Origin of the sequence: Roseateles toxinivorans (genome assembly GCF_004362525.1) — a bacterium.
GTDB classification, from domain to species: Bacteria; Pseudomonadota; Gammaproteobacteria; order Burkholderiales; family Burkholderiaceae_C; genus Paucibacter; species Paucibacter toxinivorans.
On the sequence record NZ_SNXS01000003.1, the window covers coordinates 377,772 to 393,268 of the forward strand.

Consider the following 15,497-nt stretch of genomic DNA (forward strand, 5'->3'; position numbering starts at 1 on the left):
GGTCCGGACGAAAAAAGAGCTCCCGAGGGAGCTCTTTTGCTTTGTCGCGCGGCCGCTGGTTCAGGCCAGTTCGACCAACGCCTTGCGCATCTTCTTCATCGCCGCCACCTCGATCTGGCGGATGCGCTCGGCGCTGACGCCGTACTCGGCCGCCAGCTCGTGCAGGGTCATGCCGCCCGACGAGTCGTCATTGACCTTCAGCCAGCGCTCCTCGACGATGCGACGGCTGCGGTCGTCCAGCGCATCCAGCGCCAGCGCGATGCCGTCGCTGGCCAGCACGTCGCGGCGGTGTGCCTCGATCACGCGGGTCGGCTCCTGGCTGTCATCGGCCAGGTAGGCGATCGGAGCATAGGACTCGCCGTCGTCGTCGGTCTGCGGCTCCAGCGCCACATCGCCGCCGGACATGCGCGTCTCCATCTCCAGCACCTCCTCACGCTTGACGTTGAGGCGGCTGGCGACGAGGTCGACCTCCTGCTCGGTCAAGGTGTTGCGGTGGGTGTCCACATCGGCCGCGTCTTCCTTCAGGCTCTGCTTCATCGAGCGCAGATTGAAGAACAGCTTGCGCTGGGCCTTGGTGGTGGCCACCTTGACCATGCGCCAGTTTTTCAGGATGTATTCATGGATCTCGGCCTTGATCCAGTGCATCGCGTAGCTGACCAGGCGCACGCCCTGGTTCGGGTCGAAGCGCTTGACGGCCTTCATCAGGCCGACATTGCCTTCCTGGATCAGGTCGCCGTGGGGCAGGCCATAGCCCAGGTATTGGCGGGAGATCGACACGACCAGACGCAGGTGCGAGAGCACCAGCTTTCCGGCGGAATCGACATCGCCCTGCTCCTGCAGCTTGCGTGCGAACGAGACTTCCTCTTCGGCGGTCAGCATGGGCATGCGGTTGACGGCCGAGATATAGGCGTCGAGATTGCCCAGCGAGGGCACGGGGGCCCAGCTGTTGCGTACGGTGAGGGCAGCGGTGTTGTTCATGGACATCTCAGATACCTCCAAGCTCCTTTGGTTCCACACATATTAGCACTCGTGGCGGACGAGTGCTAAACGCTGGGGCTATTCCGGGGTTGACCGGAATTTAAGGGCTCAAAAGGCAGTGTCTGCTAACTTTGGAGCGCAAGCTTGCGCCAGATCAGTCGCGCGATGCCTGCCGGGGCCTCAGGCCAGGCCCATCTGCTCGCTGCTCATCAGGCCTTGGATATCCATCAGTATCAGCATACGTTCGCCGACCCGGCTGATGCCGGTGATGAAGCGGGTGTCCATCGATGAGCTGACCTCTGGGGCGGGCTTGATACTTGCCGGATCGAGCTCGAGCACGTCGGACACGGAATCGACGACCACACCCATCACCCGGCTTCGCACATTGAGGACGATCACCACCGTGGAGCTGTCGTACTCCGCCTGGCCGCCCATGCACAGGCGCAGATCGATGATCGGCACGATGGCGCCGCGCAGATTGACCACGCCCTTCATGAAGTCCGGCGCATAGGCCACCCGGGTGGGTGCCTCGTAGGAGCGGATCTCCTGAACCCTAAGGATGTCGATGCCGTACTCCTCGGCTCCCAGGCGGAAGCTCAGGTACTGGCGGGTGGCCGGGCTCTGGGTCGTGCTGAGTTCGGTTTGGCCGCGCAGGGCAATATCGGTGGAGCTCATGGTGGGGCGCAATCAAATCGACAGGAATGGGTGTGGCAGGCGGCTGCAAAGCCGGGCTCTGTATTTTGCGCATGCTCCGGGCCTTGCCCAGCGCCCGGAAAGTGCGAAATTTCTCGGATATCCGGATTGAGTGGACGCTCAGCCGAAGCGCGTCTCCATCACGTCCAGCAGCTCGTCGAGCACGCATAGCAGTTCGGGCACATTGACAGGCTTGGTCAGGTAGCGATAGACGCCCTGCTGATAGGCCGCCTCCATGTGCAGGGGCAGGGCGTCGGCCGAAACCACCACCACCGGCGTGTCTGCGGTTTCATGGTGCTTTCGGAGCTGGTTCAGTACGTCCATGCCATTCATGTCGGGCAGGTGCATGTCCAGCAGGATCACATGCGGCGGGTGGGCCCGCGCTGCGGCGATGCCGGCCTGACCGGTCATGGACACCAGCAGCTCGACCTGCGGTCGCTGGGCCAGTATGCCGCGCATCACCTCGGCGTTGGTTTCGTTGTCCTCGATGTAGTGGACCATGCGCTTGCGGTACTCGGGCGGCAGGCCGGGTGCCGTGTCGCGCACCGGCCGCACGCCGGAGGGCTCGACGGCGCGTGGCAGGGTGACGATGAAGGACGACCCTTCGTCCTTGGTGCTACGCACCTTCAAGGTGCCGCCCATCAGTTCGACCAGGCGTTTGCAGATCACCAGGCCGATGCCGGTGCCCTCGGTGGCGCTGTGCTCTCGGCCCAGGCGGTTGAAGGGCTCGAACATCGCGGCCAGCTGCTGCTCGCTCATGCCCAGGCCGGTGTCGGTGACGGCCAGCTCCAGATAGTCCGGCCCCAGCACCCGTGTGGCGATATGGATGCGCCCATGCTCGATGTTGTACTTGACGGCGTTGCTCAGCAGATTGGTCAGCACCTGCTTGAGCCGGGTGGCATCGGCCAGCACCAGTGCGGCATCCGGATGCAGGGCCTGGGTGACGGACAGGCCGCGCTGCTCTGCGTCGTTGTGCACCATCGCCAGCGCCCAGGTCAGCAGGTCGGGCAGCGACAGCGACTCGACCGTCAGCTTGATCGCGCCCGACTCGATGCGTGACAGGTCCAGCGTGTCATTGATCATCTCCAGCAAGTGCCAGCCGGCCTGCTGTACTTGCATCATCCAGCCCTGCTGGCGTTGGCTGAGCGGGTGCTCGCGGTCCATCTCCAGCAACTGGGTGAAGCCCAGCATGGCGTTCAGCGGCGTGCGCAGCTCATGGCTCATGCGCGACAGGAAGTCGCTCTTGGCCTGGTTGGCGGCCTCGGCAGCCTCGCGGGCCCGCTCCAGCTCATGCAGCTTCAGGTGCTCGCTGATGTCCTCGACGACGCCCACGATGCGATAGGGCTTGCCGGTCTCGTCGTGCAGCAAGGAGACCAGCACCTGCACCGTGACCTCGCTGCCGTCCTTCGCGACATAGCGCTTGCGCCGCCGGTACATCGGTATCTCGCCCAGCACCAGCTGGCGGCTGAGGCGGATGTCTTCTTCGCGGTCGTCCGGATGGGTGAACTCCAGCGCCACCATGGACGACATCTCCGCCTCCTCGTAGCCGATCATGCGACGGATGCGCGGATTGGACTCCTTGGTGTAGCCCCGCAGGTCGGTGAAGATGATGCCGATAGGCACGTTCTCGAAGATATTGCGAAAGCGCTGCTCGCTGGCTCGCAGTGCGCTGGCGGTGCGCTCGCGCTCCTGCATCTCCTGCTGCAACTCGGCCGTGCGCTCATGCACGGCCACCTCGATGCGATGGGCGCGGCCGGTCACCGTCAGCAGCAGCGCGCCCAGCAGCGAGATCGCCAGCAGGCCCACGCCGGCGAACAGCCAGGTGCCCAGCACCACCGGCGCCGGCAGGTGGCCGCCGACAACATAGGTTCGGATGTCCCATTGCCGGCCGGCAAAAGGCAGCGCGTGGACCTTCATGAAGCTGGTCTGGTGCAGTTGCTCGCAACCCTCAGGCCCGGCGAGTCGCCGGTAGCGGGCCAGCGGGTCGGTGTCGACCAGGCAGACCTGGAGATAGTCGGGCACGTTGCTGGCAATGCTCTTGAGCAGGGTGTCGGCCCGGACGGTGGCGAACACCGCGCCGCGCATCGCCTCCATGCGCTCGGTCACCGTTTGCGCCGGCCCGGCATAGACCGCGTGGTAGACGACCACGCCGACCCCGCTGCTGTCGCCACTTTGCGGGTCCTGGGACAGGCGAAAGCCCGCCGAGGCGGCCGGCGCGTCGATGCGCTGCGAGCGCAGCGCCGCCTCCCGCGCCGCGGGCACCGACAGCACATTGATGCCACGCGCCCCGCTGTTGCGCGCGGCCGGGCTGATGTGGCGTATCGCCAGCTTGTGGCCGTCCTGGGCCAGCGCCTCGGCATCGCCGTCCGCCCGGTCTTTGATTTGATAGTCCGCGCCATCGGCCGTGCGCACCGTGGCCTCGAAGTCGGCCACCGCCGGCAGTGCCACCCGCGCGGCCCAGCCCAGGGCCAGCAGACCATCGCCTGGCAGCAGCCAGACCTCGCTGGCGCGGCGGAAATCACTGGCCGGCAGCTGCGGCGCCACGACCATCACGCCGCGGGTGGCCTCCAATGCGCGCAGCGGCTCCTGCAGCGCCGAGATCAGCGCGTTGGTCACGCCCAAGGCGTCGCGCTCGAACACGCTGCGCGCCCGCTGCTCGTCCCAGCGGCCGACCTGGCTGATGCCCAATGACATGAACAGCGTCGCCACCACCATGGTCAGACCCACGCTGAGGCGGCGCGGCGCCCAGGCCGAGCGCGGCTGACCGATCAGCGTCAGCGCCACCGGCGCGCCTATCAGCACGCCCAAAGCATCGCCGACCCACCAGGTCAGCCAGTTCAGCACCGTCTGGTCGGGCTCCATCATGCCGGCCAGGCGCAGCGAGAGCACGCCCACGGTCGGGCTGACGGTGCAGGCCAGCAGGGCTCCCAGCAGATTGAAGCGCAGCAACTCGCGCGGCCCCTCGAGCGAGACCGGGGTGCCCACGCAGCGCCGTACCAGGGCTGCGCCGGCGATGGCCTGCAGCGCCGCGCCAATGCCGATCAGCGCCGGACCCAGCAGATTGAGCTGGCCGCGGTCGGCACTGAGAAGCACATTGGCCACAAAGCTGCCCAGCGCCACCGCGGGCGCCATGCGATAGCCGTAGCACAGCAGTGCGGCCAAGGCGATGCCGGCGGAAGGGTAGAGCGGCGAGGCGTAGTTGGGCGCAATCGTCAGCTCAAGCGCAAGCACCGCCACCAGCACATAAGCCAGGGCGACGCCTGCAGACTGCAGCAGCCAGGCAGGAGCGAGACCTAGGTAACGAGACATTGAGCTCACTGTAGAGTGCGCTGCAGTGCCGCCGGTCGCATCAACTCCGGAACCCACGGGGTCAAGTATTGACGGGCCGTCTCGGACGAGCGCGTTGTCGCTAAGCCTACACGCTTATTGCGGGCAGGTGGAGCCACCGGCCCGCCGGGCAACGCCCGCTTACACGTTGAACAGGAAGTTCAGCACATCGCCGTCCTTGACGACATACTCCTTGCCCTCGGCGCGCATCTTGCCGGCGTCCTTGGCTCCCTGCTCACCGTTGAAGGCGATGAAGTCCTCGAAGGCGATGGTCTGGGCACGGATGTAGCCGCGCTCGAAGTCGGTGTGGATCACGCCGGCCGCCTGCGGGCCGGTGTCGCCGATGTGTATGGTCCAGGCGCGCACTTCCTTGACGCCAGCGGTGAAGTATGTATGCAGGCCCAGCAGCTTGAAGGCGGCGCGGATCAGGCGGTTCAGGCCGGGCTCGCTCTGGCCCATCTCGGCCAGGAACATCGTGCGATCGTCCTCTTCCATCTCCGACAGCTCGGCCTCGGTCTTGGCGCAGATCGCCACCACGGGTGCCTTTTGCTGCTCGGCATAGGCGCGCAGCTTGTCGAGGAAGGGATTGTTCTCGAAACCGCCCTCATCGACGTTGCCGACGAACATCGCCGGCTTGGCGGTGATCAGGCACAGCGGCTTGACCAGCGCCCACTCCTCCTTGCTGAAGTCGATCGAGCGCACCGGCTTGGCCTCGTTCAGTGCCGCCTGGCACTTCTCCAGCACCTTGACCAGGGCCGCGGCCTCCTTGTCATTGCCCGAGCGCGCCGCCTTGTTGTAGCGGTGCAGGCTCTTCTCGACCGTGCTCATGTCGGCCAGGCACAGCTCGGTCTGTATCACCTCGATGTCGGAGATCGGGTCAACCTTGCCGGCAACGTGGATGACGTTGTCGTCCTCGAAGCAGCGCACCACATTGACGATGGCGTCGGTCTCGCGGATGTGCGACAGGAACTGATTGCCCAGGCCCTCGCCCTTGGACGCCCCGGCCACCAGACCGGCGATGTCCACGAACTCGACCACGGCCGGCAGGATGCGCTCAGGTTTGACGATGTCGGCCAGCTGCTGCAGCCGCGGATCGGGCAGTTCGACCACGCCGACATTGGGCTCGATCGTGCAGAAGGGATAGTTTTCGGCCGCGATGCCGGCTTTGGTCAGCGCATTGAAGAGGGTGGACTTGCCCACATTGGGCAGGCCCACGATGCCGCATTTCAGGCTCATGGATGACTTTCTAGGTGGCGTAGCCCCAGGGGCAGGCGCGGGAGGCAAAGGCGGGATTTTAGTCGCCAAGGACGACCCGCGCTTGCCGCCTGGCTGGCTGGCCATTTCCGACCTTGCGGGAAAACCCTCTGCGCATGCCTACAATCCGCCGGATGAAACGCTTCGACGTGATGGTGTCTGGTGCCGGCTGTGTGGGTCGCAGCCTGGCTTTGGCCTTGGCGCGCCAGGGCTTGAGCATTGCGCTGCTGCCGGGCAAGGTCGCCGCCCCTGTGGGTGAAGACGTGCGCGCCTATGCGCTGAATGCGGCCTCGGTGGCCCTGCTGCAGGCGCTGAAGGTCTGGGACGCGATGCCGGCCGACGCCGCCACGCCGGTCTATGACATGCATATCGAGGGCGACCGCCCCGGCGCCCAGCTCGACTTTTCGTCGTGGCAGCAGGGCGTGCGCGAACTGGCCTGGATCGTCGATGCCGCTGCGCTGGAGGCCGAGCTGGCCACGGCGGTGCGCTTTGCCCCCCATATCCAGATCGTCGATCAGCCGGTGCCGGCCGCGCTGCAGGCCCTGTGCGAGGGCAAAGCCTCGCAGACGCGGGCTTCGTTGGGCGTGGAGTTCAAGAATCAGGCCTATGGTCATACGGCCATCGCCGCGCGCCTGGTGGCCGACCGGCCTCACCTGGGCTGCGCGCGCCAGTGGTTCCGGTCGCCCGATGTGCTGGCCCTGCTGCCGTTCAACCGACCCGCGCCCGAGCAGTCCTTCGGCCTGGTCTGGTCCATGCCCGAGGACCGGGTGCCTGAGCTGTTGCAGGCCAGCCCTGAGGCATTTGAGGCCGAACTGAATGCCGCCACCGGCGGCGCGGCCGGCGCGCTGCGCCTGGCCAGCGAGCGCACGGCCTGGCCGCTGAGCCTGGCGCGGGCCGAGAAGTTCACCGGCCCGGGCTGGGCCCTGCTGGGCGACGCCGCCCATGTCGTGCATCCACTTGCCGGCCAGGGGCTGAACCTGGGCCTGGCCGATGTGGCGGCACTGAGCCGTGTGTTGGCCGAGCGGGAGGGCTGGCGCGATCTGGGCGACGAGCGCCTGCTGCGCCGCTACGAGCGTGAGCGCCTGGCCCCGACCTGGGCCATGGGCCAGATGACCGATGGCTTGTTGCGACTTTTTGCCAGTGATCAGGCCCCGCTGCGGGAACTTCGCAATCGCGGACTGACTCTGGTGAATACACTGACGCCGCTCAAGCGCTGGCTGACAGCCCGCGCCTTGGAAGGCTGACCCGCCCCGTTTTAAGGACATTCATGCTGATTCGTAAATTGACCGCCATGGCCGCGCTGGTGCTGCTGGCGGGCACCGCCCTGGCGCAAGAGGCGGTCATCCGCAAGAACCTGGTCGAGCGCCTGCCGACCCTGCCCAAGATCGACGAGGTCAAGCAGTCCGCGATGGCGGGGCTGTGGGAGATCCGCATCGGCACCGAGATACGCTACACCGATGCCCAGGGCAACTATCTGATCGAGGGCGATCTGATCGATCTGCGCAGCAAGCGCAACCTCACCGAGGAGCGTGTCAACAAGCTGACCGCGATCGACTTCGCCAGCCTGCCGCTGAAGGACGCCATCGTCTGGAAGGCCGGCACCGGCAAGCGCCGCATTGCCGTGTTCGCCGATCCGAACTGCGGCTATTGCAAGCGCTTCGAGCGCGCACTGCTGGAGATGAAGGACATCACCGTCTACACCTTTGTGGTGCCCATCCTGGGCGGTGATTCACCCGAGAAGAGCCGTGCCATCTGGTGTGCCAAGGAGCAGCAGAACACCTGGCGCAACTGGATGCTGGAAGGCACGGCGCCGCCCAAGGTGGCGGGCGCCTGCGACGACTCGGCGATCGAGCGCAACAATGCGCTGATTCGTAAGCACCGCATCAATGGCACCCCCGCCATCGTGTTCGAGGACGGCCAGCGCGTGCCTGGCGCCCTGACCGCCGAACAGCTGGAAAAGCGCCTGCAGACGCAAGCCGCGCGTTCCTGATCGCCCATTTGAAGGCGCCGGCGCACCCGTCGGCACTCCGGTAAGAGACAATCTGGCCCGCCGGCCCATGCGCGGCGGTTCAGTTTCAAGTCTTTGATCGGAGCGTTCAGTGATGCAAGCGGCCCCAAAAGGGGATTTGGACAAGGCGAGCGACAGATCGGCCCCCGCCAGCTCGCCGGCCAGCAATCCGGTGGCGATGCGCCTGGCCTATGCCGGCCTGCTGCCCTTTGTGCTGGGCACCCTGCTGGTGTGGCTGATCGGCGACCGCAATCTGGAGGCACATGCCTTCGTCTGCCTGGCCCTGTCGGCCTATGCGGCGCTGGTGATCTCCTTCCTGGGTGGCATCCACTGGGGCCTGGCCTTCCGTCAGAAAGTGCCTTCGCCGGTGCCCTTTGTCTGGGGCGTCGTGCCCTCGCTGGCCGCCTGGGTGGCGGTGGTGATGCCGGCCTATGCCGGTCTGGTGTTGCACGGCGTGATGCTGGTGCTGTGCTATCTGGTTGACCGGCGCCTCTACCCGGCCCAGGGTGCAGCCGCCTGGCTGACCCTGCGCTTTCGGCTCAGCGCGGTCGCCGCCTTGAGCTGTTTCGTTGCCGCCGCTGGCAGCTGAACCCCGAAAAAACACTACACCTGCTGCCGATGATCACCTATCGCATCGCGATTGCCGACCTCCACGCCCACCAGTTCCGCGTCACGCTGACCCTGCCCGCGCCGGCCGCCGACCAGGAGCTGAGTCTGCCGGTCTGGATACCGGGCAGCTATCTGGTGCGTGAATTCGCCCGCCATCTCAGCGACCTGCAGGCGACGCAGGGTGGGGTCGAGGTGCCCTTGATCCAGGCCGACAAGACCCGCTGGCGCGCCGCCTGCAAGGGCCGGACGGCCCTGGTGGTCAGCTACCTGGTCTATGCCTTCGACAACTCGGTGCGCACCGCCTTTCTGGACGCCCAGCGCGGCTTTTTCAATGGCACCGGGATGTGCCTGAGGGCAGAGGGCCGCGAAAACGAGCCGCATGCGATCGAGATCGGCCGCCTGCCCGCCGGCTGGCAGGTCGCCACCGGCATGAAGGCCGCCAAGGTGGATGCCCGCGGTCAGGGCCGCTATGAGGCGGCCGACTATGACGAGCTGGTCGATCATCCGTTCGAGCTGGGTCGTTTCTGGCGCGGCGAGTTCGTCGCTGCAGGCGTGCCGCATGAATTCGTCATCGCCGGCGCCCTGCCCAGCTTCGATGGCGAGCGCCTGCTGGCCGACACCAGGAAAATCTGCGAGGCCGAGATTGCCTTCTGGCATGGTACGGCCAAGCGCGGCAAGGCCCGCGCGCCGTTCGAGCGCTATGTGTTCATGCTCAATGCGGTGGAAGACGGCTATGGCGGCCTGGAGCATCGCGCCAGCACCGCCTTGATCGCCAACCGTCGCGACCTGCCGCGGCTCGGGCAGGAAGAGACCAGCGATGCCTATGTCAAGCTGCTGGGCCTGATCAGCCACGAGTACTTCCACACCTGGAACGTCAAGCGGCTGCGGCCCGATGCCTTCATAGCGTTCGACTACTCGCGTGAGAATTACACCGAGCTGCTGTGGTTCTTCGAGGGCTTCACCTCTTATTACGACGATCTGTTCCTGGTCCGTCAGGGCCTGATCGACGAGCGCCGCTATCTGGAGCTGATCTCGCGCACCGTGACCGGCGTGCTCGACTCGCCGGGCCGCAAGGTGCAGAGCGTGGCCCGGTCCAGCTTCGATGCCTGGACCAAGTACTACCGCCAGGACGAGAACACGCCCAACTCGACCATCAGCTACTACACCAAGGGCGCGATGCTGGCGATGGCGCTGGATTTGAGCCTGCGCACCGACGACCAATCAAGGGGCAGCCTGGACGACGTGATGCGCGGCCTGTGGTCGCGCAGCGGTGGCGGACCGATTGCCGAACAGGATGTGGTCGAGGTGGTCGAGCAGGTGGCCGGCCGCTCGATGGCCACCGAGCTGCGGGCCTGGATTCATGGCACCGACGACCTGCCGCTGCCGGCGCTGCTGGAGCGGGTGGGCGTGCGCTGGGGTGCGGGCTGCAAGCCCAGTCTGAGCCAGCGCCTGGGCCTGCGGGTAGCTGAGTCGGCGCTGACCGGCGTGCGCGCAACCCATGTGCTGACCGCCTCGGCCGCGCAGGCGGCGGGCCTGTCGGCCGGCGACGAGCTGCTGGCCTGCAATGGCTGGCGCCTGCGCCGGCTGGACGATGCGCTGCTGACCCTTGATGCGGCACGGCCCGACCAACTGGAGCTGCTGGTCTCGCGCGACCAGCGCGTGCTGAACCTGGCGCTGAAGCTGCCCCAAGAGGTCTGCGCCGTGCCCATCAAACTCAGCCCGGCCGAGAAGGCCAACGCCCGCGCGATCGGCCTGCGCCGAGCATGGCTGACTGGCTGAAACAGGCCGCACTGCGCACGGCAGGTCGCCGCTGGGGATTCGCCCTCGGTGCGCTGGCCGTGCTGGCCCTGCATCTGTGGCTGGCCGTGGCGCTGGACGAGATGCGCCTGGACTGGGAGGCGGTGGCCGAGATGCCCAAGCGCCTGCAGGTGGCCTATGTGCGCGAGCTGGCGCAGGCCGAGCCGCCGGCGCCACCGGCCAAGCTCGTGCCAAAGCCCAGGCCACGAGTGCCGGAGGCGCCGGCTGTGCCCGCTTCGGCCCCCGATCCCGCGCCAGAACCCTCGCCTGAACCGGTGGCCGAAGCGCCGCCGCTGGTCGTTGCTGCCGCTTCGGAGCCTGTGGTGGAAGCTCCAACCGTGCCCGTCGAGCCGGCGGCCAGCGCGGTTGCGGCGGCCGAGCCCTTCGATTGGCCGGCCAGCACCAAGCTCAGCTATGTGCTGACCGGCAACTATCGCGGCGAGGTCAACGGCAACGCGCAGGTCGAATGGATACGCCAGGGCGAGCGCTACCAGATCAATCTGGATGTGGCCGTAGGCCCCTCATTCGCGCCGCTGATTTCGCGCCGAATGACCAGCGACGGCGAACTCACGCCCCAGGGCCTGAGGCCGCTGCGCTATGACGAAGACACCAAGATACTGTTCCGTGATCGGCGACGCGTCAGCGTGCTGTTTCAGGGGGCCGATGTGGTGCTGGCCAATGGCAAGCGCGAGCCGGCCGAGCCCGGCGTGCAGGACACGGCCAGCCAGTTCGTGCAGCTGACCTGGTTGTTCCTGACCCAGCGCGAGCAGTTCGAGCTGGGCCGTGTGGTCGAGATGCCGCTGGCCCTGCCGCGCAAGCTCTATCGCTGGCGCTATGAGGTGATAGGCGACGAGACGCTCCACACCCCTATGGGCCCGCTTCAGACCTGGCACCTGAAGCCGCAGCGCGAGGCCGGTGGCGGCGATCTGACGGCCGAGGTATGGATTGCCCCGCGCCTGCAGTACCTGCCGGTGCGGCTGCGCATCCATCAGGATGCCAACACCTTCATCGACCTGATGCTGAAGGCGCCGCCTCAGCAGGCTGCGCCGACGCCATAGCCTCTGCACCTATAGTTGCAACCATCAAAACCCAGGAGCTCGCAATGACCTATGAATGCATCCTCACCGACGTGCGCGGTGACGGCCCCCGCAAGACCGGCCTGATCACATTGAATCGCCCCAAGCAGCTGAATGCGCTCAACGACCAGCTGATGGACGAGCTGGGCCAGGCCCTGCTGGCCTTCGATGCCGATGACAGCATCGGCTGCATCGTGCTGACCGGCTCCGAGCGTGCCTTTGCCGCAGGCGCCGACATCCCGACGATGGCGCCGCACAACTTCATGAGCGCCTTCAAGAGCGGGCTGATCTCGAAGAACTGGGAGACGATTCTGCAGGTGCGCAAGCCGGTGATTGCCGCGGTGGCCGGTTTCGCGCTGGGCGGTGGTTGCGAGCTGGCGATGATGTGCGACTTCATCATCGCCGCCGACACCGCCAAGTTCGGCCAACCCGAGATCAAGCTGGGCATCATCCCCGGCGCCGGCGGCACCCAGCGCCTGCCCCGCGCCGTCGGCAAGAGCAAGGCGATGGACATGCTGTTGACGGCACGGATGATGGACGCTGCCGAGGCCGAACGCGGCGGCCTGGTGTCGCGCGTGGTCGCCGCAGATCAGCTGCTGAACGAGGCCCTGGCCGCGGCCGAGACCATCAACGGCTTCAGCGGCCCCTCGGCGATGCTGATCAAGGAACTGGTCAACCTGGCCTACCAGGGCCCGCTGATCGACGGCGTCAATGTCGAGCGCCGCTACTTCCACGCTCTCTTCGGCAGCGATGATCAGCGCGAGGGGATGGACGCCTTCATCAACAAGCGCAAGCCGGATTTCAAGCACAGCTGACAGTGCCGGCGGGCGATTCTTCTTAATTTCGAAACGGTCACTTGCTAATTGCCTGGTTTTTCAAACTAGGTGGAATCCCTAGAGTTCAGCCCATGGACACGGCGACAAGCAAAACAGCTTCGCGGCGTCCAGACAGATACCCAACCCAAGGCTGTACTCAAAGGACCCCATCATGAAGAACCTGACCATTTTTGCCGCTGCCCTGCTCGCCGCCACCGTTGCCATGGCCGATGCGCCGACCAACACCCAATTGACCCGTGACCAGGTCGTGGCCGAGCTGGTGCGCGCACGCGCCAGCGGCGAACTGACTGCGATGAACAGCGAGAATACCGCCGAGTTCACCGGCGGCGCCCTGGTCGCCACGGCCAAGACCCGCGCCCAGGTGCTGGCCGAGCTGAAGCGCGCCCAGGGCAACGGCGAGCTGGCTGCCCTGCAGGCCGACGGCGCCGATGCCGGCTACCTGGCCAAGCTGAAGCCGGCCAAGGCTGACCCGGTGGTGGCGGGCAAGAGCGGCGTGGCTCGGCAAGAGTGATGCATGCACTGAGTTGAGACTCAGACCGAATCGGCCCGGCTAGGCGGCATGGTCGCCCTGCGGGCCGTTGTCGCGCAGTGCTGGCCAGTCCTTGAATGAAAGATAATCCGGGAGCGTGCGGAGGAACCCGCATTCTGACCGGGAGCATTCGAGGGGATGAGTTCTATCAAGGTAGGGCGCAATGACGCCTGCCCCTGTGGCAGCGGCAAGAAGCACAAGCAATGCTGCTTGCAGGTGCGCCAGCAGGCGGCACCATTGCCGAAGACCCAGGGCGGGGCAATGGGGTCGCCGGCCGAGCTTCTGTCACAAGCCATCCAGTTGTTCGTTCAGGGGCATGATGAGGCTGCGGCTTCACGGTGTCAGGCGGTGCTGCAACGGGTGCCATCGCAGCCCGATGCCTTGCATTTGTGCGGCCTGATAGGGCTTCGGCAGGGACGCCCGCTCGAAGCCTTGCAGTTTATCGACCGTGCGCTGTCCTCCGAGCCTGCCAATGACACGATGCACTCCAACCGGGGCATTGTCCTGCAGGCGCTAGGCCGTCATGAGGAGGCTTTGACCTCCTTGAGGCGCGCGCTGGACCTGGACCCCCGTGGCATCGCCGCCTGGACTCACCAAGGGCTGTCGCTGATGGCCTTGCTCAGGCTCGATGAGGCGGAGCTGTCCTTTCGAGCGGGGTTGGATCTCGCGCCGTCCGACGCTGCGGCGCTGAACGGTCTGGGGCAATGCCTGCTGAGGGCAGGCCGTCTCGACGAGGCGGCTCGGGTTCTGACACAGGCTTGTATCGCGGATCCGCAGTCGGTGACGGCGCGCACGAATCTTGGCGTCGTGCATGCTGCGCTGGGGCGCCATGAGGAGGCCTTGGTCGATTTTCAGCAGCTTGTTGCGCTTGCGCCCGATCGTGCAGAGAGCTGGGATCGTTTGGGCGGCCTACTTCAGGAAATGGGCGAAGCCGAGCCTGCCCGCGACGCTTTCACGCGTGCCTACCAGCTTGAACCGCAACCCGCACGCCTGCTTCGGAAGTCGCTGGTGCTGAGTCATGTACATCGATCGCTCGAGTCGATGCGAGAGGAGCGGCAGCAGTTCGAAGCGCAGCTCGAGGCACTGCTCGCGGCGCCGGCCGCCCCCGCCGAGTTCGATATGAGCTCGTTCCTCCCCGGCATTTTCAGCTTGGCCTATCAGGGTGATGATGTGCTGCCCGCCTTGCGCAAGCTGGCGACCCTGTACCTGAAACTCTTTCCGGGTCTTGCCTGGACGGCACCTCACGTGACGCGGCCGGCGGACGGGGGGCGAGGCTTGCGAATCGGGTTCTTCACGTCGTATGTGCACGACCATGCGGTGGCCCATTGCTTTGCGCCGTTGATGCAGGCACTCGTCGAGAACGCTGGATTCGAGATTCACCTCATCTCGCACCGCCAGCTGCCGCTCGGCGAGGGGCGCCGACCCTATGCTGGGTACACGGGACGCTTCGTCGAGGTCAGTGACCGCCTGACTGACGCAAGGCAGGAAATTGCCGCCCTTGAACTTGACATCCTTGTCTACCAGGACATCGGCATGGAGGCCCTGAGCTACTTTCTGGGTTTCGCACGATTGGCGCGGCTGCAGTGCGTGATGGGAGGGCATCCTGTGACGACCGGGCTTCCGGAAATGGATGTCCACCTGTCGTCGTCACTGGGGGAACCCGACGATGCACAGGCGCACTACAGTGAACGCCTGGTGATGCTGGATGCAATTCCGGCGTCTTGCGAGCAGCCGACTCTGCCGTCGCGTTTCAAGTCGAAGCTGGAGTTGGGTTTGCCATCGGAGGGCAATCTATACGTTTGCCCTGTCATGCTGCAGAAGATCCACCCGGACTTTGATCGCGCTGTGGCGGGAATTCTCGAAGCCGATCCGCACGGGTACGTGGTCTTCTTCAAGCATGCCAGCTTGCCGCTGGACCGCCATCTGAGGAGCCGTTTCGAGCAGACCATAGCGCCCGAGTTGCGCGAGCGCGTACTGTTCCTGCCATGGGTCCGAAACCGTGACGACTTTGCCGCCATCAACGCCCTGGCTGCGGTCATCCTCGACCCGTTTCACTTTGGCATCGGCTCGACAGCGGCGACGACGATGGCTGTCGCAACACCGTTTGTGACCCTGCCTGGCAAGTTTTTGCGCGGGCGCGTCGGGCTTGCGTATGCCCGGATGCTTGAGGTCGAAGCGTGTGTCGCGATCGACGCCGCCGACTATGTCAGGAAGGCGGTACAGATTGCCTGTGACCCAGCGCTGCGGGACCGCCTCAGTGCCGGGATTCAAGAGAACAGGTCGCGCTTCTTCGACAATCAGGCCTATCTGGCGCAGATTCGCGGCTATCTGGCTTCCGGCAGGGAGGGGCCCGGGGCCGCTCCTCGGAAACTCATGGACAATTGAGAGTA

At 65.9% G+C, this 15,497-nt stretch carries 12 protein-coding genes; 8 read left to right on the forward strand and 4 right to left on the reverse strand.

Going from position 1 to position 15,497, the window contains the following annotated elements:
- Positions 1–60: 60 nt before the first annotated feature.
- The 4 genes from rpoH to ychF form a co-directional block, all read right to left on the reverse strand.
- Positions 61–978, reverse strand: a complete 918-nt coding sequence (gene rpoH, locus DES47_RS13105; protein ID WP_133701151.1) for an RNA polymerase sigma factor RpoH — start codon at positions 976–978, stop codon at positions 61–63.
- A gap of 180 nt (positions 979–1,158) precedes the next feature.
- Entirely contained in the window at positions 1,159–1,653 is a 495-nt protein-coding gene (locus tag DES47_RS13110; RefSeq protein WP_133701152.1) for a chemotaxis protein CheW, read from the reverse strand.
- A gap of 138 nt (positions 1,654–1,791) precedes the next feature.
- A complete protein-coding gene (locus DES47_RS13115; RefSeq protein ID WP_133701153.1) occupies positions 1,792–4,980 on the reverse strand; it encodes an ATP-binding protein in 3,189 nt (1,062 codons plus the stop codon).
- Between the two features lie 159 nt (positions 4,981–5,139).
- Positions 5,140–6,234: a redox-regulated ATPase YchF gene (ychF, locus tag DES47_RS13120; RefSeq protein WP_133701154.1), complete on the reverse strand. Its 1,095-nt coding sequence runs from the start codon at positions 6,232–6,234 to the stop codon at positions 5,140–5,142.
- 152 nt (positions 6,235–6,386) lie between these two features.
- Here ychF and DES47_RS13125 point away from each other — a divergent pair, with 152 nt between their 5' ends.
- The 8 genes from DES47_RS13125 (at position 6,387) to DES47_RS13160 (ending at position 15,492) form a co-directional block, all read left to right on the forward strand.
- Positions 6,387–7,496 carry an FAD-dependent monooxygenase gene (locus DES47_RS13125; protein ID WP_133701155.1) on the forward strand — a complete coding sequence of 370 codons (1,110 nt, stop codon included), beginning with the start codon at positions 6,387–6,389 and terminating at the stop codon, positions 7,494–7,496.
- A 23-nt stretch (positions 7,497–7,519) separates the two neighbouring features.
- Complete coding sequence (locus DES47_RS13130; RefSeq protein WP_133701156.1) at positions 7,520–8,242, forward strand: DsbC family protein; 723 nt, start codon at positions 7,520–7,522, stop codon at positions 8,240–8,242.
- Between the two features lie 112 nt (positions 8,243–8,354).
- Positions 8,355–8,849: a DUF3429 domain-containing protein gene (locus DES47_RS13135; RefSeq protein WP_133701157.1), complete on the forward strand. Its 495-nt coding sequence runs from the start codon at positions 8,355–8,357 to the stop codon at positions 8,847–8,849.
- A gap of 29 nt (positions 8,850–8,878) precedes the next feature.
- Positions 8,879–10,648: a M61 family metallopeptidase gene (locus DES47_RS13140; protein ID WP_133701158.1), complete on the forward strand. Its 1,770-nt coding sequence runs from the start codon at positions 8,879–8,881 to the stop codon at positions 10,646–10,648.
- The gene (locus DES47_RS13145) at positions 10,633–11,724 is read left to right on the forward strand and encodes a DUF3108 domain-containing protein (RefSeq protein WP_133701159.1); all 1,092 of its coding nucleotides are present in this window, start codon (positions 10,633–10,635) and stop codon (positions 11,722–11,724) included. Before DES47_RS13140 ends, DES47_RS13145 begins: the two co-directional genes overlap by 16 nt.
- A 44-nt stretch (positions 11,725–11,768) precedes the next feature.
- Positions 11,769–12,557, forward strand: coding sequence for an enoyl-CoA hydratase (locus tag DES47_RS13150; RefSeq protein WP_133701160.1), 789 nt, complete (start codon positions 11,769–11,771; stop codon positions 12,555–12,557).
- Between the two features lie 172 nt (positions 12,558–12,729).
- Positions 12,730–13,089 (forward strand): DUF4148 domain-containing protein, encoded by a 360-nt coding sequence (locus tag DES47_RS13155; RefSeq protein WP_133701161.1) that lies wholly within the window; start codon positions 12,730–12,732, stop codon positions 13,087–13,089.
- A 156-nt stretch (positions 13,090–13,245) separates the two neighbouring features.
- The gene (locus DES47_RS13160; RefSeq protein WP_133701162.1) at positions 13,246–15,492 is read left to right on the forward strand and encodes a tetratricopeptide repeat protein; all 2,247 of its coding nucleotides are present in this window, start codon (positions 13,246–13,248) and stop codon (positions 15,490–15,492) included.
- Positions 15,493–15,497 lie beyond the last annotated feature (5 nt).